General features: G+C 37.5%; 14 protein-coding genes. 11 read left to right on the top strand and 3 right to left on the bottom strand.

The window, feature by feature from the left end:
• Window positions 1–5 precede the first annotated feature (5 nt).
• The gene (locus A5482_RS06380; protein WP_069791617.1) at window positions 6–1265 is read right to left on the bottom strand and encodes an efflux RND transporter periplasmic adaptor subunit; all 1260 of its coding nucleotides are present in this window, start codon (window positions 1263–1265) and stop codon (window positions 6–8) included.
• 502 nt (window positions 1266–1767) lie between these two features.
• Between A5482_RS06380 and prfA the strand changes: the two genes are divergently transcribed.
• The 3 genes from prfA to panB all read left to right on the top strand — a co-directional run bounded on the left by prfA (window position 1768) and on the right by panB (window position 5140).
• Window positions 1768–2883 carry a peptide chain release factor 1 gene (prfA, locus tag A5482_RS06385; RefSeq protein ID WP_446684827.1) on the top strand — a complete coding sequence of 372 codons (1116 nt, stop codon included), beginning with the start codon at window positions 1768–1770 and terminating at the stop codon, window positions 2881–2883.
• A 154-nt stretch (window positions 2884–3037) separates the two neighbouring features.
• Window positions 3038–3580 carry a hydrogenase subunit MbhD domain-containing protein gene (locus A5482_RS06390; protein WP_069791618.1) on the top strand — a complete coding sequence of 181 codons (543 nt, stop codon included), beginning with the start codon at window positions 3038–3040 and terminating at the stop codon, window positions 3578–3580.
• 783 nt (window positions 3581–4363) lie between these two features.
• Entirely contained in the window at window positions 4364–5140 is a 777-nt protein-coding gene (gene panB / locus A5482_RS06395; RefSeq protein ID WP_069791619.1) for a 3-methyl-2-oxobutanoate hydroxymethyltransferase, read from the top strand.
• 54 nt (window positions 5141–5194) lie between these two features.
• Here panB and A5482_RS06400 read toward each other — a convergent pair whose 3' ends face one another.
• Window positions 5195–6346, bottom strand: a complete 1152-nt coding sequence (locus A5482_RS06400) for a glycosyltransferase (RefSeq protein WP_069791620.1) — start codon at window positions 6344–6346, stop codon at window positions 5195–5197.
• Between the two features lie 244 nt (window positions 6347–6590).
• Here A5482_RS06400 and A5482_RS06405 point away from each other — a divergent pair, with 244 nt between their 5' ends.
• Both A5482_RS06405 and A5482_RS06410 read left to right on the top strand, forming a co-directional pair.
• Window positions 6591–6743: a hypothetical protein gene (locus A5482_RS06405; RefSeq protein ID WP_242412011.1), complete on the top strand. Its 153-nt coding sequence runs from the start codon at window positions 6591–6593 to the stop codon at window positions 6741–6743.
• 53 nt (window positions 6744–6796) lie between these two features.
• On the top strand, window positions 6797–7072 hold the full coding sequence (locus A5482_RS06410; protein ID WP_242412012.1) for a hypothetical protein: 276 nt from the start codon (window positions 6797–6799) through the stop codon (window positions 7070–7072).
• Between the two features lie 267 nt (window positions 7073–7339).
• Here the strand turns inward: A5482_RS06410 and A5482_RS06415 are convergent, their stop codons facing one another.
• Window positions 7340–12595, bottom strand: coding sequence for a tetratricopeptide repeat protein (locus A5482_RS06415; RefSeq protein ID WP_141712710.1), 5256 nt, complete (start codon window positions 12593–12595; stop codon window positions 7340–7342).
• Window positions 12596–13324: 729 nt separating this feature from the next.
• Between A5482_RS06415 and A5482_RS06420 the strand changes: the two genes are divergently transcribed.
• From A5482_RS06420 to trpE, 6 genes are all read left to right on the top strand, one after another.
• A complete protein-coding gene (locus tag A5482_RS06420) occupies window positions 13325–14755 on the top strand; it encodes an FAD-binding domain-containing protein (protein ID WP_069791623.1) in 1431 nt (476 codons plus the stop codon).
• Window positions 14756–14904: 149 nt separating this feature from the next.
• The gene (locus A5482_RS06425; RefSeq protein ID WP_069791624.1) at window positions 14905–16851 is read left to right on the top strand and encodes an ABC-F family ATP-binding cassette domain-containing protein; all 1947 of its coding nucleotides are present in this window, start codon (window positions 14905–14907) and stop codon (window positions 16849–16851) included.
• A gap of 429 nt (window positions 16852–17280) precedes the next feature.
• Complete coding sequence (locus A5482_RS06430) at window positions 17281–18228, top strand: cytochrome c oxidase subunit II (protein ID WP_069791625.1); 948 nt, start codon at window positions 17281–17283, stop codon at window positions 18226–18228.
• A gap of 153 nt (window positions 18229–18381) precedes the next feature.
• Window positions 18382–20037 (top strand): cytochrome c oxidase subunit I, encoded by a 1656-nt coding sequence (gene ctaD / locus A5482_RS06435; RefSeq protein ID WP_069791626.1) that lies wholly within the window; start codon window positions 18382–18384, stop codon window positions 20035–20037.
• A gap of 204 nt (window positions 20038–20241) precedes the next feature.
• Window positions 20242–20862: a cytochrome c oxidase subunit 3 gene (locus A5482_RS06440; RefSeq protein WP_069791627.1), complete on the top strand. Its 621-nt coding sequence runs from the start codon at window positions 20242–20244 to the stop codon at window positions 20860–20862.
• Between the two features lie 218 nt (window positions 20863–21080).
• Window positions 21081–22616 (top strand): anthranilate synthase component I, encoded by a 1536-nt coding sequence (gene trpE, locus A5482_RS06445; RefSeq protein WP_069791628.1) that lies wholly within the window; start codon window positions 21081–21083, stop codon window positions 22614–22616.
• Window positions 22617–22783 lie beyond the last annotated feature (167 nt).

Consider the following 22783-nt stretch of genomic DNA (forward strand, 5'->3'; position numbering starts at 1 on the left):
GGTGATTAGTCATCAGAAATTATGCTCAAGCTGACATTTTGCCCATCTTGGAGGGGTTGACTACTTCTTACCACTAGGCGATCGGATTCTGTTAAACCTTGAGTGACTTCGATTCTACCATTACGGTTGCTACCTACAACTATGGAACGAGCTATCACGGAGGGTTCACCATTATTTTCGTTGAGGATAAAAACGGTTTGATTGTTGGAGTTGTCGTTATTACCAACGTTGAGGGCGTTTTGGGGAATGATAATGGGGGGAGTTCGATTATCGGCAAGGGTGACTCGGGCTAGTAAACCACCGCTAATGGATTGGTTGTTGGTGTCGAGGGTTATTTCGAGGGGAATTTGCCTAACGTTGGCATCGGCAGCGGGGGAAATGGTGGAAACTACGCCACTAAAGGTTTGGTTTGGATATGCGTCTAGGCGGACATTGACGGGGCTACCAATGGAAAAGTCGCTTAAGTCTAATTCGGAGACGGAGATTTGTACTTTTACTTGGCTAAAGTCGCCAATACGCAATATTTCGCCCCCGGGCTGTACGAGGTTGCCTGGTTGGGTAAGTCTTTCGAGGACTCGTCCTGCATTACTGGCACTGATTTGGGTGTAGTTTAGTCTTTGTCTGGCTTCGGCAATGATGGCCTGTTGACTCTGGATTCTGCCGTCGATAGCACTTACGGCGGATTCCCTTACTCTGACTTGGGATTGGGCGGAGGATACTTCTTGCAGGGCTGTTCTTTCTTCGGTTTGGGCGACTTCTAATTCTCTACGGGCGATCGCACCTTCTCTATTTAATTCTTCAAATCGGTTAACGTCGGCTTGGGTTTGTTGTAGTCTGATACGGGCTGATTCTACCTGAGATTGAGCGTCATTGATTTCGGCTACGGCTCTTAATCTCTCGGCACGGAGGCTTGATAGTTCTCCTAGCGCCCTGGTGAGGGCTGAACTTAAAATGGTGTCGTCTAATCTGGCAATGGTTTGTCCTGTGCTGAGGGTATCCCCAACATCTACCGCTAAACTCAGTAATTGTCCTTCTACTTGCGATCGCACTATAACTTCTCTTACGGGTTGGGTGGTACCAATATATTCTTGGGCTTCTTCAAGGTTCTCTCTATTGACCCTTACCGCATCTACAGAAGGGGCTGATGGTCTTTCTTGTCCCCCCCTTTCCTCTTGGGCTTGGCTGTGGTTTTCCGCCATACAACCCCCTAAAAATGCACAACAAAGGGCGATCGTACACAGTTTACCAAATCTATTTACTACCATGGGATTTCTGAGCTAGTTAGATAATCAAAATTATTGCCGTTGACGAAGTCTTAAGTTTTGTAAATTTAAAGACGGCTTTATTCTATCACAGGGATTTTGTTTTGGCAGTTAAACAAAAATTATCAAGCAAAACATTGTCATAAAAGTCTTTTTTACAAAGTATCAATGAAACGGAAAACTTAATGTAATAAATGCTTTTTAGATTTAATAAACAACAAAAGTCATTCATTGCTATTCATTTTATCCCATCAAAAATTAACAGTTCTTTCCTCAAGTTAAATTCTCCGTTAATATGCCTGTTAAAGTGTTCCAAATTGGTAACTAGCTTCCTTGGTAGGTTATTTTATAGTGGGGAGTGGCAAGAAAAAGCCTAAACCAATATCTTCGGAACTGATAAACTAAAGAGATATAAAAGTTATTCTTAATTTCTACAACCTAAAGAAAATTGCTTGGTGTTAGTAGGTTTCGAGATTATAGTTAGTTAAATTATTATAGAGAAAAGATGGCAGAATCGTATTTAATAGATAAATTAAATTCCGTTGAAACAACCTTTCACGAGTTGACCAGACGACTAGGAGATCCAGATATAGCAACGAATCCCAGTGAACTACAGAAGATTGCTAAAATGCGTTCTTCCTTAGAAGAAACGGTAATTACTTACACGGAATGGAAACAAGCCCAGGACGAATTGAAGGGGGCAAAAGAGATTTATAAAGAATCAAATGCAGATCCTGAAATGAAGGAAATGGCCGGGATGGAAATTGAGGAATTACAAGAGCAAATTGAGCGGTTAGAAGGAAAGCTAAAGGTATTGTTATTGCCCCGAGATCCTAACGACGATAAAAACATTATGCTAGAAATTAGGGCTGGTACAGGGGGCGATGAGGCTAGTATTTGGGCGGGAGATTTAGTACGGATGTATTCTCGCTATGCGGAATTGGTGAACTGGAATGTGAAGTTGTTGAGCGAATCTCCTGCGGAGATGGGGGGTTTTAAGGAAGCTATCTTGGAAATTACTGGGGATAATGTGTATAGTCAACTCAAGTTTGAGGCGGGGGTACATCGGGTACAAAGAGTACCTTTGACCGAGGGGGGGGGAAGAGTTCACACATCCACCGCTACTGTCGCCATTATGCCCGAAGTTGATGATGTGGAGGTGCAAATTGACCCCAAAGATATTGAGATGACTACGGCTCGTTCTGGGGGTGCTGGGGGACAAAACGTCAACAAGGTAGAAACGGCGGTGGATTTGATGCACAAACCCACGGGAATTCGTATTTTCTGTACTGAGGAGCGATCGCAACTTAAAAACCGTGAAAGGGCGATGCAGATTTTACGGGCAAAACTTTACGAGATGAAACTGAAGGAGCAACAGGATTCTGTAAGTTCTATGCGTAAATCTCAAGTGGGTACAGGGGCAAGATCTGAAAAAATTCGCACCTATAACTATAAAGATAATCGAGCTACTGATCACCGTTTAAATCGTAACTTTGATCTTAATTCTGTTTTAGAAGGTAAAATTGTTGATGTGATTCAGGCTTGTATTGCCCAAGATCAACAAGAAAGGTTAGAGGAAATGGCCGCTTCCCCTGACACTGCCCAAGCATTGTTGGGATAATTAAAGTCGATTTTTTGTAATCATTAGACATCTTCAAAAAAATATTAATATATGCTCTGAGGGATTACTTTTTCCCTTGTCCAAAAGTTATTGGAGATGTCTATTATCTTATGCTATTTTTTGTTAATTTTTAGTCATAAATTAATTATCTACCATGGAAAATTTATACATATATATTATTACCGCCTTAATGCCTATTTCCGCATTGTTGTTGATATTACAACCAAATCCTTATTATGCCCTTGTGATTAGGGGAATTTTGGGGGCAGTTGCTGTATTGGTTTATGTTATTTTGGGCGGTGCAGATGTTGCTCTTACAGAAGCGTTGGTGGGTACTTTATTAACCATAGCTCTTTATGTGATTGCTATTCGTTCATCCATGATAGTAAAAATAGGTGTTTTGACAGAAAATGAAACCTCTACGGAACTAACAGAAATTAGTGATAAGTTAAAAGGGGTTATTTCTCAACATTATTTGAGGTTGGAATTGTTAACCTATGACACTGAGAAACAGTTAAATTACGCCCTTGAAAATCAAGATATTCACGGCATAATTAATTGTTCTACATCCATAGAGAATAATTCTATTTCTCCTTATAAAACTATTGTGAGAATACCAAGAATTTATGAAATTATTGAACCAGAAATTAATTATGTTTTTATGGATAAAAAGTTAGAGGGAACTATTAAACACTAATTTTGTTGAGAGCAAAAAGTGAGTTAATGAGAGAAATTTGAGAATTTTAAAATCAGTAATAAGGTTTTAATATTTTAGAGTTATATCTTTGATATTTTTGTTATTTCAACTATATTTATATCAAGAAAATTATTATTATTATTAGATGCTTAAAGATATTTATTTAGACCTAGTAAATTGTATTTGATTATATTTTTATTTGCACAATATTCTTATTTTTCAAAAGGTAAGTTTTTAACTGTACTTTAGACTAATTTAAACTATAAGAAGCTATGATCCTTGTAAAGCAAGATTTTTACTATTCTTATCCGTTTAATATAAAAAATATAAAACATACATCATATAAGGATTTCAGCGTTTAAAATTAGATTTAGTCTAAACTCAAGTTTTAAAATTAGTTACAGATATTATAGCAATTATCATGGTTACGGAGTACAAGACGATCCCCCTAAATCCTCCTTAATAAGGGGGACTTGAGAATAATGAATGTATCTCATAATTATAAAAAACGCTATATTTTACTAAGACTATTATCAACTAAAGTGCTTAAGTGCTTTTTTATTCCTTGGTTAAATTAGTTTAATTATGCCTACTAACTTACTCATTGTCTTTTTCTTTGCTTTACTTTAAACTTAATTATTTTACTCAGATTAGACTTTTTACTATTCCACTAATATTATTTTATTTCTTATTAATTTAACTCATAGTATATGAAGCAATAAATCAAATTGAAAGAAAAAATTGGACATTTTATGTAATGATAAATTATTAATTATTTCACGAATGAAAGTTACTATTCAAAAATTGTGTCAGTGGAAACAGGAAAAAAAACCCATTGTATGTCTTACCGCTTGGGATTATGCCATTGCATCTTTGCTTGATGATGCGGAGATTGACTTAATTTTGGTGGGGGATTCCCTTGCCATGGTGGCATTGGGCCATAATAATACTTTACCTATTACCCTTGAGGAGATGATACACCATACCAAAGCGGTGTGTCGGGGGGTAAAACGTTCATTTGTGGTGTGCGATTTACCTTTTCTTACTTATCAAACCAGTGTGACTCATGCCATTGAGTCGGCGGGTAAAATTATTAAGGAAACTAATGCTGATGCGGTAAAACTGGAGGGGGGTTATCCTGCCATGGTAGAAACGGTTAGTAGATTAACGGAAATTGGTATTCCTGTGATGGGTCATGTGGGCTTAACTCCTCAATCTGTCAGGGTTCTAGGCTATAAGCAACAGGGGAAAAGTGCGATCGCACAGGAGACTATTTTTAATCAGGCGATAGCCCTTGAAAAAGCAGGGGCTTTTGCTATTGTATTAGAACATATGACCATGGAATTAGCCCAAAAAATTACCGATAGTCTTTCTATTCCTACCATTGGCATTGGGGCTGGAAAGGGTTGTGATGGGCAGGTATTGGTAACGGCAGATTTGTTGGGTTTATCGGCAAAATCTCCTCCTTTTGCTAAGGCTTATGCCGATTTAAAAACCATTATTTCTGACTCAGTCACTCAATTTGCTGATGATGTGCGATCGCACAATTTTCCCCATTAGGCATTAAGTTAGAACGTTTTAGTTGCACATCGCGTTAATTACAAAAAAAATTGACTATTTATCACCATTGACAATTTTCAAATATTGATTAGTGACACTTTCCATAGAAAATTGTTTCAGCCATTGTGAATCAAAGGTTTTGCCATTGCCATTTAAAACACGGATAATTGCATATGCCATAGTTTCAGGGTCTCCAACGGGTACAATTTCGCCAAACTTACCATTATCCAAGACCTCTAAAACGCCTCCTCTGGAATTGGTTGAAACAATGGGGAGATTACAAGTCATGGCTTCTATCAATACATTTGATAAGCCCTCTCGTATAGAAGAAAGCACAAATACAGAGGCTTTCACCATATACGCTGGAGCATTAATAACGAATCCGGGCATCAAAACACTATCCTCTAAACCTAATTCTTTAATTAAGTTTTCCAATTTTTTTCGTTCTACACCTTCACCTAAAATCATTAATCGCACTGTATGATGTTTTCTAACTAAAGCAATAGAGCGAATTAAAGTAGCAAAATCTTTTTCTTTGGATAGTCTACCGACTCCCATCACGACCGGCGGTTGTTCAGACTCAAACCAAGGATGATTGATAGATTCTTTGATTGTTTCTCGTAGTTTATTGTTGATAATCGGATTATAAACTGTTTTAACTGAACCATTTTCAAAATTAAACTCTTCTTCTAAGTCTCTTGCTAAGGCTTTTGACACGGCTATTATCTTATTGGCAAAAGGATAAAAAATCCTCACCAGTAAAGGTAAAAATTTTGTGAGTAGAGGTTTGCTGAAAAATTTTGATTTAGGAGATTTAGTTAAACCAAGTAATAAATGATCATGTTCAATTATTGTTAAATTAGTTGAGGTATTCGCCAAAATTTTAGCAATAATAACTAAAATATTGTAAAGCCAGATATTAGAAAATAAAAAATCTGGTTTTTCTTCTCTTAAGTATTGAAAAACTGGCTTAATTACTTGAAAAGGATTTTTAAGATTACCTCCAGATATGGGTGTTTTAAGATCAATAACTCTTACTTTCGATGACACTTGTGATAGATAAGGACTATCGTTGGCGTTTAGAATCACTAAATCAACAAAGAGGTCATATTCAATTAGTGAATTGATTAAATTAAGAACTACAATACTAATTCCACTAGGTTGTAAATGACGTATCAAAAAACTAATATGTTTAGGTTTGTTCATTTTTATGAAATTAAAAATTTTCTTAAGCTTTAATGATTTATAGTTCTTTCACAGTCGTGTCAAACCTCGTCGAAATGACTATATCAGGACTTACGCAATTTAACTAAAAATAAGGGGTTTTAAGATTCCTCGACAAGCTTGATTACTGTAATTTAGACTAAATGGAGAGAGAAAGAAGGAAGGGCAAGACAGAAAAGAAAAATAGAGAGAAAATATAAATAAGTAAAAATATAATCTTCTCTCTATGAACAAATATAGCAGACTAGAAAAATTCCGTGAAGATAGTTACTCAATGTTGGTCAAAAGTAAAGATGCAACTTTTGAGTTAATGGACAGTATGATGACCACGGAAAAAGTAGGAAGTGTAGCTCAACTATCCTTTAAGGCAAGTGTGTAGAAAATTGCCAGAAAATAAACCGAAATAGGTCGTGTTGGATTGTGAGTATGGCAATGGCAAATTTATTAAACAGACCGAAAAAACATGGGGCAAAGTTGAAATTAAATGAATGTGATCATTTTCCCCATACCCATGAGATATTGGAAATGGATGATTCATCCCTAGGAACAATACGTATGAGTAAATGGAAAGAACTTCATTTCTACAATGCCCCTTCACAAAAGCGAACTCTGTTTAAAATTGAACGATTAAAGCCGAAAAAAACTGGTGCTTTACATCGCCCACTGTGGTTAATCTGGGTGGGAGAGCAATTTTTATCTTCTTTTTGAGCTAATCTTTGTTAGCTTACTTATTCTCTTACAATTTTTTCTTAGTCTAAACTACAGTGATTAGAACAGCTTATCATTTAATGTGCGTAAGTCGGTTTAATCAGATAAAATACCGTATTACTCTTCAAGGGAAAACGGTGAAAGGGAACGTGAAATACCCATGGATTATCAACTTCCCTTATCTTTAATAACCTGAGTTCGGGTTAGGTTAGAATATTTTAAACTCAATATTTATGCCATCATATTTACAACCTCCTGCCTCTTACCCTATTTCTCTTTAATTCCTGTCAAGACTCCTGCGGCTTGTTTCCATCTACCAGTGCGACGTAGTAAATTAGCCGCCTTGAGTTTATTCCCCGCATTTAACCATGCCTCAATAGCTAAATCTATTTTTTCATCACCCTGTTTTTCACAACAAAGAGCGATTTTATCCCAACGGGGTATTCTCCGCCAACATTCCTCTGCTAACTCCCATTTTTGGGCTAACTCATAATTAAGCCCTGCTTTTTCCTCTTTTTCTTTGATGTCAGTTTTTAACCATATTTCCGCTGCCTCATAGTACATTTGACCTTGTTCAAGGGCGATCGCACCTTTTACCCAATTACCTGCATTTTCCCAAGCCTCAAAAGCCTTTAGCCAATGCTTTCCCCTCTCATAAGCCTGAGCAGAAGACTGCCAATTTTTAGCCATACTCCAAGCCTCTCCAGCCCTTATCCATTGCGACTGTTGCTCACAAGTATAAGCAACCCGTTGCCAATCCTTCAACTCCCGCCAACATTTTTCCGCCTCTGCATATGCCGAAATTTGTTCATAGATTTGCCCTGCTTTCATCCATTCTTGGGCTTGTTGATAGGCAAACCCTACTTTTTGCCATTTTTGCTGCTTTTCACAGGTATATGCTAATTTGTCCCATTTTTCCAACTTTTCCCAGAGACTTTCCGCCCTTTCCCAAAAACCGCCATTTTCGTAGCAAATAGCCGACTTTTCCATCTCTCCTGCCTGTAACCAAGCCTTAGCCGCATTTTGCCAATTTTGCAAAGACTCCCAAGTTTGCGCCCCTTGTGCCCACATATCCAACTTTTGCAAACAGATAGCTACCTTATTATAATTACCCAACTTTTGCCAACAATCTTGGGCATTTTGCCAACTTCTTCCTTGCTGAAAACATAAAGCAGCCTTTTCTATTTCCTCAGCTTTTAACCAAGCCTCCCCAGCATTTTGCCAAGCCTTTTGCTTCTCACAACAAATTGCCACATTATGATAACTTTGTAACCTTAACCAACAATCTTGGGCATCTTGCCAATGGTTTCCCCGTTGAAAACATAAAGCAGCTTTTTCTATTTCCTCAGCTTTTAACCAAGCCTCCCCAGCATTTTGCCAAGCCTTTTGTTTCTCACAACAGATTGCCACATTATGATAATTTTGTAACCTTAACCAACAACCTTGGGCATCCTGCCAAAATTCCCCCTGCTGAAAACATAAAGCCGCTTTTTCTACTTCCCCCACCTTTAACCAAGCCTCTCCAGCATTTTGCCAAGCCTTTTGTTTTTCACAACAAATTGCTACCTGACGAAAATCCTTCAATGTTTGCCAACAACTCCTCGCCTCTTGCCAACTACTATCCTCCTGATAACAAAAAGCCGCTTTTTTTATTTCCCCAGCTTTTTCCCAAGCCACTCCCGCATTAAACCAACTATTTTCCTGTTGCCAAATTTCGGCTGCTTTTTGCCAATCTTGCTGAGACTCTGCCATACGGGCTAGGTTTTCGATGTTACCCACCTCTTGCCAACAATACTCGGCTTCTTGCCACAACTGCGCTTTTTCATAACAGGGGGCAGCCAATTCTAGCTGATTAATTTTAGCCCAAACTTTTGCAGATCTTTCCCATTCTTCCAAATCTTGCCAAATTTGAGCGGCTTCTGCCCATTTTTCTTGGGCTTCACAAGCCTTTGCGACTTTTATCCAATTAGATTCCTTTCTCCAAAGGGCTTCTGCTTTTTCCCAGTCTTCCACCTTCTCATAACAAAGGGCAGATTTTATGAAGGGATTTACCTCCTCCCAAGCCTTGGCAGCTTCCAACCATTTACCCTGTCTTTCACAACAAACTGCTACACAAGCCCATTGTTTTAATTGTCGCCATCCTTTCTCGGCTTTTGCCCAATCTCTAGCTAACTCATAACAACGGGAAGCATTGGGAATTTGTGCTAACTTTTGCCAAATATCTCCTGCATCTATCCATTTTCCTTGCTTTTCACAGGCGACGGCAACTTTTGCCCATTTTTGTAACTGACGATAAATTCTTTCAATTTCCTGCCAATGATTACCTTTTTCATAGGCAAAAATAGCTTTATCTATTTCCTCTAATTTTTCCCATGCTTCCCCTGCTAGTTGCCACTGCCCTAGGGTTTGCCAAATTTGAGCAGCTGTTTCATATTTTCCTAATTGATAACAGGTGAAAGCTACTTTTTGGGGATTGTGAAGTTGTTGCCATAATTCTAAGGCTTGTTGCCATGCTTCTACCTTTTCATAGGCAAGGGCGGCTTTTTCTTTTTCTCCCACTTTTGCCCAAATTTTTCCTGCTTCTAACCACTTATCTTGATTTTCACAGGCAAGGGCAACTTTTTCCCCTTGGTTTAATTGTCGCCAACAAACTTCGGCTTTTTGCCACTGTTGACATTTTTCATAAGCGAGGGCAGCTTTGTAAGTTTCTGTTTCCATTTCCCAAGCAAATCCAGCCCTTAACCATTCTCCTAATTCTTGCCAAATTTCGGCGGCGTTTTGCCATTTGTTTTGACATTCACAGGTGATGGCGATTTGGGGAAGTTGGTTTAGTTGGCGCCAACAGATTTCTGCTTTTGCCCACTCCATGGCGTTTTGATAACAATGGGCAGCGGATTCTATTTCTTGGGCTTGGGTAAAACAATGGGCGGCTTTTTCCCATTCTTTTAATTGTTGCCAAATTTCTCCTGCTTGTAACCATTTTTCTTGTTTTTCACAACTTAGGGCCATTTTTTCTGGTTGCTTTAATTTTCGCCAGTAGTTTTCTGCTTTTTGCCACTGATGACATTTTTCGTAGCATAGGGCAGTTTTTCTTAGGTTGTTTTCTTTTAGCCAATTTTCGGCGGCGGTTTCCCATGCACCTAGTTTTTCCCAGATGAGGGCTGCTTTTTCCCACATACCTAGTTTTTCCCACATTCTTCCTGCGGGGGCAAGGTTTTTTTGTTGGAGGTAGTGTTTTTCGGCGAGGAGATAGTTTTGTTGGGCTTTTTCTAAAAGGTTTTTTTCTTTATAAATATCGGCGATGGTTTCCCATTGTCTATTTTTTTGGAGACAACGGATATATCCTTCTATGTCTTGACATTTTTGGTAACAGATTCCTGCTAGGGTGTATTGATGTTTTTGGGCAAGGTAGTTGGCTTTTTCTTGCCATTGGTTGGGGGTTAATTCTGCCCATTTTTCTAGCCATAGATGGGGATGTATTTCTTGCCAAGCTAATATGGCTTTATCCCATTCTTCCCATTGATTCCATAATTCCCCTGCTACATCCCAGTTTCCCTCTAGTTGGGCGATGGGGGTATCAAGATATTTGATTTGTTGATGATTACCTAGGGTTGTGTAACATTGTTGGGCTATCTTCCATGCGCCTTGTTGGCTATAGCTATGGGCTAATTTTTCGATTTCTTCTCTATTTTTTTGATTGAGTATAGGGGCGATCGCCTTTAGACCTGATTTATGAATATAATTATTGAGGATGGGATAATGTTCAAAAATATCATAGTCGCTTTCATAGAAAAAGACTTTATCTTTAACGGCGTTAAGACAAGGGTATAGGTATCGTTGAATGAGTTGACTAAGAGAATGGGGATTAACTTGATTAAAATAACTAAAGAAATTCCAAATTATAACTCGGTTAAATTCATAGTTATTTATTTGGTGAATGGTTAAGATTTGGGCTGTTTTTTTCTCTAAGGTTGCTACGTCTTTTAAAAGGGTTTGTTTTTCTTCTAAACTAGGTACAATAATGACAGTGTCAGGTTGTAATTCCTCTAGGGCAGAAATGATATTATCATGGGATGATACTAACCAATGGCAATTTTCAATGGAATTGATAACATGATTAATCTTGGGTTGATATTCTATCTTTTGGGCTAAATTGACAACAATTTTTTCTAATTCGATTAATTCATGATTATCTGTTTGGGCAACGGTTAAGGTTAACGGTGGTTGAAAATAAGGTGTTTCTCCATCTAAGTTTAAGTCCTTTAAAATAGTTGCAAAAATTTGCTCTAGTTTTTCGTCAACAGCAGTTTGGTTTTGATGTAATAGGGCTTCATCATAAGTAAATACAACCTTAGGTTTTTTTTGCTCTGGATTTATTTTTACTAATCGCAAAAGTAGTTGTAAAGATAAGTCGCTTAAATTATGAATATCATCCACAAAAATGGTGTCATATTCCCCTCTAAAATAAGAAGGTAATTTATTTAATACTATTTGGGTTAAATCCCCTATATCCCAGTATTGATTTTCTTCTAACCAGTCTTGATATTTTTCGGCAATACGATAGATATTATCTGCTTCTAGGTTCGATACTATTTTATCTTTCTTCTCATTTTCTTGGTAATAATCATAGAGAGAAATTATTCCTTTTTCCTTATAAGAATAACTATAACTTCCCTTGATAATATACTGAATTTCTTCCCACAAATAAAGGATTTCAATTTCTGGTAAATCCCAATCACCAACAAACAATTCCCTAAATTTATTATAGTCAATTAAGTGCGATCGCCTATAACTATTTTCAGAAATTAAACCTAAACGATAAGCCGTATTTCTAACTAAATTAATATAATTATTAATCCGCAGATTATGAGTAAAATTTTCCGTTAATTGTTGATAATTATTTTCTAAACGATACTGACTAACATTATCGGTGCTTACCACTACTAAATCTTTGTATTTATCCTGTAAACTAGCATTAAACGCCTTTAACAGTAAATTTTTAGTCTTACCCATTTTACCATTACCCTTCAATAACAAAGGTAATGGGGCTTCGGTAATGGTTATTTGTTCCTCAGAAAGTAAAAAAGATAAACTAATGTCATCATCCTTACTTGTCATTAGATGAGGATAAAAATCATTAGACTTAATTTCAAAATCTTTTTCGCTAATTTTAACGCTACCTTTTCCCTGAAACATTTTTAGATGCTCAGGTTTTAAGGAAATATTATTTTGTTCAGTATTAATATCAATATCAACAATTTGATGGGCAAAATTATTACTTACGACAATAGCTTGTTTTAATTTAGTTTTATCAGAAATACTTAGGAATTTAATAATTTTTTGTTCCCCTTTAACCACAGAAAGAGCAATTAATTCCAGACGATAATTATAATTAATACGGTGAATAATGTTTGAGTTATCCTTAGCTTTTCTGTTAATCCCTTTTGTAAAAGAAGGATTTTCAATAATTGCCTCAAAATATCCTAGTAAATCTGCCCGTATGGGAGTAGGCAAACTATTCATTTTTTGATAAAGTTTAAAATTGATACTGAATAAATAGTTATTACTAGGATTCATGATATTGACAGTAAATAATTATATTTTATTATAGATAGGGTTATGTAAGAATATGCTGGACTAAAAAAGTAAGAGATTAAATGTGAAAACTCGTGAACAATAAATAGTTAAATAAATGCCTATGGTTCATAGTTGACGGGAGCAGTTATAGATTTGAGAATTAAGTTTAACACAATTCATGAACCTTTATTCTTATTATTGATGAGAGCATAAACAAATATATTATGGCCATTTCATAGAAAAAAGATTTAAAGTAAAAAATATTGTACTGATTGTTTTTTCAAAATAAGTAAGTGAGCATAATTAAATCGATGTAGGCAAGGGGTTTAAACCCCTTGTTCATAAGACTCTTAATAAAATAAGAGCTATAATTAATTTCGCCAACCTACTTAATAAGCCCTCTCCTTGAAAACTAGAGAGAGTTATTCTGTGATAAATCATTGATTATTACTATAAATATTAGGATACACAACAAATTATATATTTACTAATTTTATGATTAAAAAAAGTCTCTTATAAAAGAATAATGATCGCTTTTCCATAAGTGTTTATAGTAAAAATATATAGAAAAGCTATGTTTTTTAAGAGTAAAAAATCTGTGTTGACAAATATATTTATTTTTAAAAATATGAATATATGTAATATGATAAAATTTGACAAAACCAGAGAATATTTATGAACAATTTAATTTTATTATGGCATCGAAAAGACTTAAGAATAAATGACAATTTAGCCCTGTATGAAGCTAATAAAAAAAGTAAAAAGATAGTTGGAGTATTTTGTTTAGATATAAATATATTAAACAGAGATGATATAGCACCAGCAAAAATAGAATATATGCTTGGTTGTTTAGATGAATTGAGAAAAAACTACCAAGAAAGGGGAGGAACTTTTTTAATATTTAAAGGCAGTCCTCAAAATATTATTCCTGAACTAGCCAAAAAGTTAAAAGCTGAATCAATTTTTTGGAATAAAGATGTAGAGCCTTATAGTAGAAATAGAGATAGAGAAATTGCTGGTATTTTAAAAGAAAACAACATAAATTATAATGTCTTTTGGGATCAGTTAATGCACCCTCCCGGAGATGTTTTAACCAAAGGTAATAATACCCCTTATACCGTGTATGGGCCTTTTTGGCGTAGCTGGGAAAAACTAGAAAAGCAGTTACCTTTTACTGCCCCTTCATCATTAATTAGTTTAGATGAAAAAGAGCAAGAAATTGTTAATAAGATGGATGTAATAAATTTACCTAATGCCAAGGAATTAGGATATGACTGGGACGGTGATTTAATGTTAGCACCAGGGGAAAATTCTGCTTTAGAAAGACTCGATTATTTTTGTTCTGATTTACTGGTAAACTATGATGAGAATCGTAATTTTCCTGCGGTTGATGGTACTTCTTTATTAAGTGCTGCTCTTAAGTTTGGTGCGATCGCACCTAGGACTATTTGGCAAAAAACCGTCGCAGAATGGGAAAACACCCAGAGTGATGAAGCAAGGGAAAACATCACCGCCTGGCGGAAAGAATTAGCATGGCGAGAATTTTATCAACATTGCCTATACTTCTTTCCCGAATTAGCCCAAGGGCCTTACAGAGAGCATTTCAAAAACTTTCCGTGGGAAAACGATGAGCAAAAATTTCAAGCATGGTGTGAAGGCAAAACAGGTTATCCCATCGTAGATGCCGCCATGCGTCAACTAAACGAAACAGGCTGGATGCACAATCGCTGTCGCATGATAGTCGCCAGTTTTCTTACCAAAGACTTAATTATTGATTGGCGTTGGGGGGAAAAATACTTTATGCAAAAACTCTATGACGGTGACTTGGCTGCTAATAATGGCGGTTGGCAGTGGAGTGCATCCAGTGGAATGGATCCCAAACCCCTGCGAATTTTCAACCCCGCTTCCCAAGCCCAAAAATTCGACCCAGAAGCCCAGTATATTCGCCAATGGTTGCCCGAAATTAGCTCTTTAGATACGGGGGAGCTGGTAACAGGTAAGATACTGCCTATGGATGCGAGAAGCTACGGATATGTAACCCCCATAGTTGATCATAAAGAGCAACAACGGAAATTTAAGGCTTTATACGCTCAAGTCAAGTCATAGTTTTATTGTGTCTAATAAAGAGTGCAAAAAATCATTTTAAGCTAGTTATTTGATAAGGGGTTTAAACTCTTTGCTAGAGAATAAATGCCTTACAAATAATGGAAGATTAATATAAACTAGAGACAAGTTTCCCGTTACCATAATTAAGAATGACCATTTTAACTGTTCAATCCCTCAAGAAAGACTTTGGCATCAAAGAAATCATCAAAGATGCTAGTTTCAGTATCGAAGATAACGATAAAGTCGGTTTAATTGGGGTAAATGGTGCGGGAAAATCTACCCTCCTCAAAATGTTGGCAGGAATTGAGCCGACGGATGGGGGAGAAATGGTAACAAAGTCGGGGGGCAGAATTATTTATTTACCCCAACAACCAGACATTAATCCAGATCATACTGTATTAGAACAAGTGTTCGCTGATTGTGGTGAGCAGATGGAGTGGATAAAAGAATATGAGGATTTATCGCACCGTATCGCCCAAGCTGATGTAGCCACCCAAGAGCAATTAATGGGGCAGTTGGCAAGGGTTACGGAAAAAATTGACAGTCATAATGCTTGGAATCTGGAAGCGGAAGCCAAAATTATCCTTGATAAGTTGGGGATTCAGGATTTTGAGGCAAAAATGGGTAGTTTGTCGGGGGGTTATCGTAAACGGGTTGCCCTTGCTTCGGTTTTAATGGCTGAACCTGATTTATTATTGATGGATGAACCTACTAACCATCTCGATGCGGAGTCGGTGGAGTGGTTGCAGGAGTATTTACAAAAGTTTTCGGGGGCGATTTTCCTCATTACCCACGATCGCTACTTTCTCGATCAGGTAACTACCCGTATATTAGAGGTAGATAGGGGAGAAGTGTTTAGTTATGCGGGGAATTATAGTTATTACCTTGAGAAAAAAGCCCTAGCAGAGGAATCTGACGCTAGTAGTCAGCGCAAACACCAAGGGGTATTAAGGAGAGAATTGGAGTGGCTAAAACGTGGCCCTAAAGCCCGTAGCACGAAGCAAAAGGCAAGGATAGACCGCATTTCAGACATGAAAAATAAGCAGTTTCGGAAGGCTCAAGGAAAGGTGGAAATTGATACCCCCAGTCGTCGTATCGGTAAAAAGGTAATTGAGTTACACGGTATTGGGAAGAGTTATGGCGATCGCACTTTAATTAATGATTTTACCTATATATTTGAGCCCGATGACAGGGTGGGCATTATCGGCGGTAATGGAGTAGGAAAGTCAACGCTGATGAATATGATTATGGGTAAAATTGAGCCAGATGATGGTCATGTGGACATCGGAGGTACTATTAAAATTGGTTACTTTGACCAACATTCCGATGATTTAATTACCGCCAAAGAACAACAATTAAGGGCGATCGAATATATTAAAGAAGTAGCCACCTACATCGAAACTTCCGACGGTAGTCAAATCAGTGCCACCCAACTTCTCGAAAGATTTTTGTTTACCCCCAATCAACAGTATGCCCCCATCGAAAAACTATCAGGGGGGGAAAAAAGACGATTATTTTTACTCAGGATGCTCATTAGTAATCCTAACGTCTTAATCCTCGATGAACCTACCAACGATTTAGACGTGCAAACCCTCGCTGTTTTAGAGGAATATATCGAGTCTTTCAAAGGTTGTGTCATAGTAGTATCCCATGATCGTTACTTTTTAGATCGCACCGTTGAAACAATTTTCGCTTTTCAACAAGATGGCACTCTCAAACAATATCCTGGCAATTATTCCATTTATTTAGAATATAAAAGAAGACAAGAAGCCAGAGAAAAGGAAGAATATGAACAAAATAAAATAGTAGAAAAGGCTAAAAATAAAAAAGAAAATAGTAATAAAAAAGAGACTAAAAATAAAAAATCAAACAAAAAAATATCTAATTTTGAATTGAGAGAATTAGATAAATTAGAAACTAAAGTTATCCCCAATTTAGAAGAACAAAAAGTGGAATTAGAAAAACAACTATATAAAAGTCAAGAATTAGACTACGAAGATCTACAGAATCTTACCCAAAAATTAGCCACTATTAACCAACAATTAGACACCGCCACTGAAAAATGGATGGAACTATCAGAAATGGTAGAACAATGAACTATAAAAAACTATTAATATCTATTTATTTTATAACGAAGCAAAACAAGGAAATTGTTACAAAGCAGAATTAAATAAAAAAATATTGAGTAAGTAAGTAGGCATAATTAAATCGATTTAGGCAAGGGGTTTAAACCCCTTGTTCATAAGAGTCTTAATAAAATAAGAGCTATCATTAATTTCGCCAACCTACTTAAGATAAATATTATTGCTGAGAAATGTTTTAGTCAAATAAGTAGTCAAATAAGTAATAAAAAAGTTAAACAAGCATTTTCAACAATACCTGCTCAATTAGAGAACGAACCCACAACCTAAAAAAAACCTAAAGAATCGTCACACAAACATAACAAAACCGTAACAGATCAAGAAAATTATCTTATCCTAGAGACTAGATGATTAAATTATCGAACAAGATTAGGATAAATAATTGTGAATATTCCAGGTAATATTATCACGCTGATAGCAGGAATCGCTCTAACCCTGATCAGTTTGTGGTACGGACAAAATCATGGTCTGATGCCCATAGAAGCATCTCAAGGAGCGCAAGATGTTGACGAATTATTTAACCTAATGATGACCATTGGCACAGGCTTATTCCTCATTGTAGAGGGAGTAATCGTCTATTGTATGATTAAATTTAGGCGAAAAAAAGGAGATCAAACCGACGGGCCTGGCATTGAAGGAAATGTACCCCTAGAAATTGTCTGGACGGCTATTCCGACGGTAGTTGTTTTTATTCTGGCATTATATAGTTTTGAAGTATATAACGGTTTAGGTGGTTTAGATCCTGAAACTTCAAGGGATTTTCCCCAAGAGGAAATGCAGATGGCAGAGGGTAGCAATCAAGGAAAAATGGTTGCCTACAATCCTCACCAAGGCCATTTATCTCTAGGTATCGGTAATGCTAATGCTGATATGGAGGTGGATGTGAATGGTATTCAGTATGCTTGGATTTTTACTGGACAGGATAATGGTATTGTTTCTGGTGAGCTTCATGTGCCCGTGAATAAAAGGGTTAAGTTAAACATGAAGGCAGGAGATGTTATCCATGCTTTTTGGGTTCCTCAGCTTAGGTTAAAGCAAGATGTTTTACCCGGTAGAGACTCTAATTTGAGTTTTATCGCCAATAGAGAAGGTAAGTATCCCATTATTTGTGCGGAATTGTGTGGCCCTTATCATGGTGGTATGAAAACTTTTCTTTATGTCCACAGTGAGGAGGAATATGAGCAATGGGTACAAGATAATACCTTTGCTAATGCTCAAGAGAAAGCTGATACTATGGCAAGTTTATCTCAACCTATGACCGATGAGACTCGTTTACAAATGCACTCCCATCATTTAGGTATTGATGAGGATGTTTTGGCACAGTTACAGTAGGGAATGGGGAATAGGCAATGGGCAATGGTGTTATTAATTTGGATAATCATCTCGTGTTTTTAACTATCCATTCTCAATGATCAATGATTTTCTAGTTTCTTGATTAATAATTTTTTTGTAGTTTCTCAAAATTTTTCATAGCAATATTTTTTTATGACGACAAACAGTATTTCGGAAAATACGCACCATAAGGAGCGTAAATTAATTGATTACTTTACCTTTAACACTGATCATAAGGTAATCGGTATTCAATATCTCGTTACTTCATTTTTGTTTTATTTCATCGGCGGGGCTTTTGCGGAGGTGGTACGCACGGAGTTGGCTACCCCTGACCCTGATTTTGTCTCCCCTGAGTTGTATAATCAGATTTTTACTCTTCACGGTACGATTATGATCTTTTTGTGGATTGTACCTGCGGGGGCGGCGTTTGCTAATTATCTGATTCCGTTGATGATTGGTACGGATGATATGGCTTTTCCTCGCTTAAATGCGATCGCCTTTTGGATGATTCCTCCAGGGGGTATTTTATTATTAAGTAGCTTCCTTGTGGGGGCGCCCCAATCGGGTTGGACATCTTACCCTCCCCTCAGTTTGATGACGGGGAAATGGGGAGAGGAGTTTTGGATTTTAAGCCTATTAATCTTGGGTACATCGTCTATTTTAGGGGGCATAAACTTCGCCACTACTATCCTTAAAATGCGCATGAAGGATATGGACTTGCACAGTATGCCCTTATTTTGTTGGGCTATGTTGGCAACTTCTGCCCTCATTTTACTTTCTACCCCCGTATTAGCAGGAGCGTTGATTCTCCTTTCTTTTGACTTGATGGCAGGGACAAATTTCTTCAATCCCTCTGGTGGTGGTGATCCGGTGGTGTATCAACACCTATTCTGGTTCTACTCCCATCCTGCTGTGTACATCATGATTTTGCCCTTCTTTGGCATTGTCTCCGAGGTTATTCCTGTCCATTCGAGAAAACCTATTTTTGGCTACCGTGCGATCGCCTATTCTAGTTTAGCCATCAGCTTCCTAGGATTAATCGTTTGGGCGCATCATATGTTTACCAGTGGTACTCCTGGATGGTTAAGGATGTTTTTCATGGCAACCACCATGTTAATCGCTGTACCCACGGGCATTAAAGTATTTAGCTGGTGTGCCACCATGTGGGGCGGTAAAATCGAACTTAATAGCCCCATGCTATTCTCCATCGGCTTTTTATCCTCCTTCCTCATCGGCGGTATCACAGGAGTAATGGTAGCATCTGTACCCTTCGATATTCATGTCCATGATACCTATTTCATCGTAGGACACTTCCACTATGTATTGTTTGGAGGTTCAGCCCTAGCCCTATTTTCTGGTTTTTACCACTGGTTTCCCAAAATGACAGGGAAAAACTACAACGAAGGTTTAGGACAACTACACTTTATCCTTACTTTCATCGGTTTAAACCTTACCTTTATGCCCATGCACCAGTTAGGTTTAATGGGAATGAATCGCCGTATTGCCTTATACGACATAGAATTTCAACCCCTAAACCTTCTTAGCACCGCAGGGGCTTATACTATGGCCATCTCTACCCTTCCTTTTGTCATCAATGTGGCTTGGAGTTTATTTAAAGGTACTCAAGCCGAGCGTAATCCTTGGCGCGCCCTTACCCTTGAATGGCAAACTGCTTCTCCTCCTATCATTGAAAACTTTGAAGAAGAGCCTGTTTTATGGAGTGGCCCTTATGATTATGGTATTGACGAGGAGGCTGGTTATGAGGAGGAAACTATCTCTGATATGTTGGCAGATGTGGCAGTGAAATAATTGAGAATTGATAGTTGATAATTGAATTTAACTTGATTTTATCTTGCTACTTATCAATTATTTGAGTAATTCATCATTAGACATCTCTAAAAATTAATATTTTTGCAGCGTATTTCGGGCTTCTAGCCCGATTTATGGACAGATATATTAACAAAAATAAACCTCATAGAAAAAATTATGCACATTCTAAGAAAATAAGTAATTATGCAAAGTACAGAAATAGATTCACAAGTTACCGTTGGCTACGAAAAAGAAGCCGAAAACGGACATCACGGACATCCAGATTTGAGGATGTTTGGTTTGGTGATGTTTTTGATTGCTGAGAGTATGATCTTTTTTGGTCTTTTCAGCGCCTACATGATTTATTATGCCACCATGCCAGAATGGCCTACTGGGGGAATTGAGTTAGAATTACTCTTGCCTGGTATTAACAGCGTCATTTTGATTTCTAGTAGTTTTGTCATGCACAAAGGGCAAAGCTGTATTAAAAATAATGATGAGAAGGGTTTAAAACTCTGGTTTGGCATTACTGCACTCATGGGGGCTATCTTCCTCGCAGGGCAAGGTTACGAATATGCTACCACTGGTTTTGGTCTAACGGATAGTCTGTTTGCTAGTTGTTTTTATGTTTTAACTGGTTTCCACGGTTTGCACGTTGCCGCTGGTTTATCGTTTATTTTGGCGGTCTTGTGGCGATCGCGCGAAGCAGGTCATTATTCAGCAGAAAGCCATTTCGGCGTGGAAGCAGCGGAGTTATACTGGCACTTTGTGGATGTGGTTTGGATAATCCTTTTCGGTTTAGTATATCTTTTACCCCTGACTTAGAGTTTGTGGAATTTAGAATTTAGAATGTGGAATTTAGAATTTAAGATCAAAGTGTAAAAAAATGCACAAATTTTGTTGAAAAAATAATTAAAAGTGCAAAATTAGAACAGTAAATCATTTATTCTCCATTCTTAATTCTTCATTCTCCATTAATGCTCAAGTCCTGATTTATGGTAAGATGTAGGTTGATATATTTCTTACACGCTATTTGGTAATAGATGATTTACCCTGATTTCGATGAATTTTGCTCATTAACCAACCAAGGAAATTTTGTTCCTGTCTATCAAGAATTAGTGGCGGATTTAGAAACCCCCGTTTCAGCTTGGTATAAGGTATGCGCAGATCAACCCTACAGTTTTTTATTGGAATCAGTGGAAGGTGGCGAAAAACTAGGACGCTATAGTTTCCTAGGTTGTGATCCTGTTTGGACACTAGAAGCAAAAGGACATCACACCACAAAAACCCATCGTCAGGGTAAAGTAGAAGTTTTTACAGGGAATCCCTTCGATATTCTCTCTAGTTGTCTCGAATCTATCAAGCCCGTCCATTTGCCCCAGCTTCCTCCTGATATTGGCGGTTTGTTTGGTTATTGGGGTTATGAGTTAATTTCTTGGATTGAACCTAAGGTTAAGGTATATCCTCCCAAGGAAGGGGATTTGCCCGATGGCATTTGGATGCAAGTTGATAATCTCTTGATTTTTGATCAGGTAAAGCGTAAAATATGGGCGATCGCCTATGCAGACTTAAGACAAAAACATCTTACCCTAGAAGAAATCTACGAACAAGCCTGTGACAAACTAAATAAATTAGTATTTAAACTACAACTCCCCCTGCCCACCAGCGCCAAACCCCTCGAATTCAACCCCCATAAACCCTCCAGTATTACGAGTAATAGCGAAAACTATCAGAGTAATACTACCAAAGAACAATTTAGTGCCAGTGTCAAAAAAGGACAGGAATATATTAAGGCAGGAGATATTTTCCAAGTGGTTATCTCCCAAAGATTACAAACGCACTACGATGGAGATCCCTTTGAGTTATATCGCTCCCTTCGATTAATTAATCCTTCTCCCTACATGGCTTTTTATAACTTTGATGGATGGCAATTAATAGGCTCATCCCCTGAAGTGATGGTAAAAGCCGAAAAAGACGAACAGGGTAAAACCAAAGCCACCCTACGCCCCATTGCGGGTACACGCCCGAGGGGGAAAACCTTTCAAGAAGATCAAGCCTTTGCCGAAGATTTACTCAAAGATCCTAAAGAAATCGCAGAGCATGTTATGCTGGTTGACCTAGGAAGAAATGACCTCGGTAGGGTATGTAACAAAGGTACTGTTACCGTTGATGAGTTGATGGTAATCGAGCGCTATTCCCATGTTATGCACATTGTGAGTAATGTAACAGGAGAATTAGAAGAAAAATATACCCCTTGGGATTTACTCAGAGCCGCGTTTCCTGCTGGTACCGTTAGCGGCGCGCCCAAAATCCGAGCTATGGAAATTATTAATGAGTTAGAGCCAGAAAGAAGGGGGCCTTATTCTGGGGTGTATGGATATTATGATTTTGAAGGTCAATTAAATACCGCCATCACCATCCGCACCATGATTGTGGAAAAAGGGGACGGTGCAGAAAATCACCGAGTATTTCTTCAGGCGGGGGCTGGATTAGTGGCAGATTCTGATCCTGATAAGGAGTATCAAGAAACTATTAATAAAGCGAGGGGTTTATTGGAAGCTATTCGGAGTTTGGGTTAGATTGTCACAAATAATCAATAAGTAAAGTAATAATCAATAAGTAAAGTCAAAGTAATGGCTCACAGTGTCTAAAAATATATTATTGTGTCTGAAAAATTTTTGTAACTATAGAAAGACCAACTGTGGGGAACTTTTATAATTGGTGAAAATAGGAATTATGTATTAAA

Origin of the sequence: Cyanobacterium sp. IPPAS B-1200, from assembly GCF_001747005.2 — a bacterium.
Taxonomy (GTDB): Bacteria; Cyanobacteriota; Cyanobacteriia; order Cyanobacteriales; family Cyanobacteriaceae; genus Cyanobacterium.

Excerpts from the sequence above, each read along its gene's own strand:
- A5482_RS06420 (WP_069791623.1), top strand. The coding sequence starts at position 13,325 with ATGAACAATTTAATTTTATTATGGCATCGAAAAGACTTAAGAATAAAT.
- prfA (WP_446684827.1), top strand. The coding sequence starts at position 1,768 with ATGGCAGAATCGTATTTAATAGATAAATTAAATTCCGTTGAAACAACC.
- panB (WP_069791619.1), top strand. The coding sequence starts at position 4,364 with ATGAAAGTTACTATTCAAAAATTGTGTCAGTGGAAACAGGAAAAAAAA.
- A5482_RS06390 (WP_069791618.1), top strand. The coding sequence starts at position 3,038 with ATGGAAAATTTATACATATATATTATTACCGCCTTAATGCCTATTTCC.
- A5482_RS06380 (WP_069791617.1), bottom strand. The coding sequence starts at position 1,265 with ATGGTAGTAAATAGATTTGGTAAACTGTGTACGATCGCCCTTTGTTGT.
- A5482_RS06440 (WP_069791627.1), top strand. The coding sequence starts at position 20,242 with ATGCAAAGTACAGAAATAGATTCACAAGTTACCGTTGGCTACGAAAAA.
- A5482_RS06410 (WP_242412012.1), top strand. The coding sequence starts at position 6,797 with ATGGCAAATTTATTAAACAGACCGAAAAAACATGGGGCAAAGTTGAAA.
- A5482_RS06405 (WP_242412011.1), top strand. The coding sequence starts at position 6,591 with ATGAACAAATATAGCAGACTAGAAAAATTCCGTGAAGATAGTTACTCA.
- trpE (WP_069791628.1), top strand. The coding sequence starts at position 21,081 with ATGATTTACCCTGATTTCGATGAATTTTGCTCATTAACCAACCAAGGA.
- A5482_RS06425 (WP_069791624.1), top strand. The coding sequence starts at position 14,905 with ATGACCATTTTAACTGTTCAATCCCTCAAGAAAGACTTTGGCATCAAA.
- A5482_RS06415 (WP_141712710.1), bottom strand. The coding sequence starts at position 12,595 with ATGAATAGTTTGCCTACTCCCATACGGGCAGATTTACTAGGATATTTT.
- ctaD (WP_069791626.1), top strand. The coding sequence starts at position 18,382 with ATGACGACAAACAGTATTTCGGAAAATACGCACCATAAGGAGCGTAAA.
- A5482_RS06400 (WP_069791620.1), bottom strand. The coding sequence starts at position 6,346 with ATGAACAAACCTAAACATATTAGTTTTTTGATACGTCATTTACAACCT.